The organism is Micromonospora sp. LOL_015 (genome assembly GCF_048060275.1).
Lineage (GTDB): Bacteria > Actinomycetota > Actinomycetes > Mycobacteriales > Micromonosporaceae > Micromonospora_E.
The window spans coordinates 1-386 of the sequence record NZ_JBHMIO010000202.1 but is presented as its reverse complement, the minus strand read 5'-3'; the positions used below and the strand labels follow the sequence as shown (position 1 = coordinate 386).

Below are 386 nucleotides of genomic sequence, written 5' to 3'. Positions count from 1 at the left end.
GTGGCCGACGAGTTGGATCGCCGGTTCGATGATCTGGTGGCTGCTGAGGTGGCGGATACCGGTAAGCCGGTCGGTCAGGCCCGGACCCTCGACGTTCCGCGTGGGGCGGCGAACTTCCGGGCGTTCGCGGAGATCGCTGCGACGGCGCCGACGGAGTCGTTCACGACGGTCACGTCGTCGGGTGGTCGGGCGTTGAACTACGCGGTCCGTAAACCCGTCGGCGTTGTCGCGGTGATCGTGCCGTGGAATCTGCCGCTGTTGCTGCTGACGTGGAAGGTGGCTCCGGCGTTGGCGTGCGGTAACGCCGTGGTGGTGAAGCCGTCGGAGGAGACGCCGGCGTCGGCGACGCTGCTGGCGGAGGTGATGGCGGCGGCGGGCGTACCGGA

The 386-nt window shown here is 69.2% G+C and carries 1 protein-coding gene; it reads left to right on the top strand.

The features are described from left to right. Positions 1–386 (top strand): aldehyde dehydrogenase family protein (locus ACFHWU_RS29485; protein ID WP_416592351.1); only part of this gene is annotated, 386 nt, incomplete at both ends.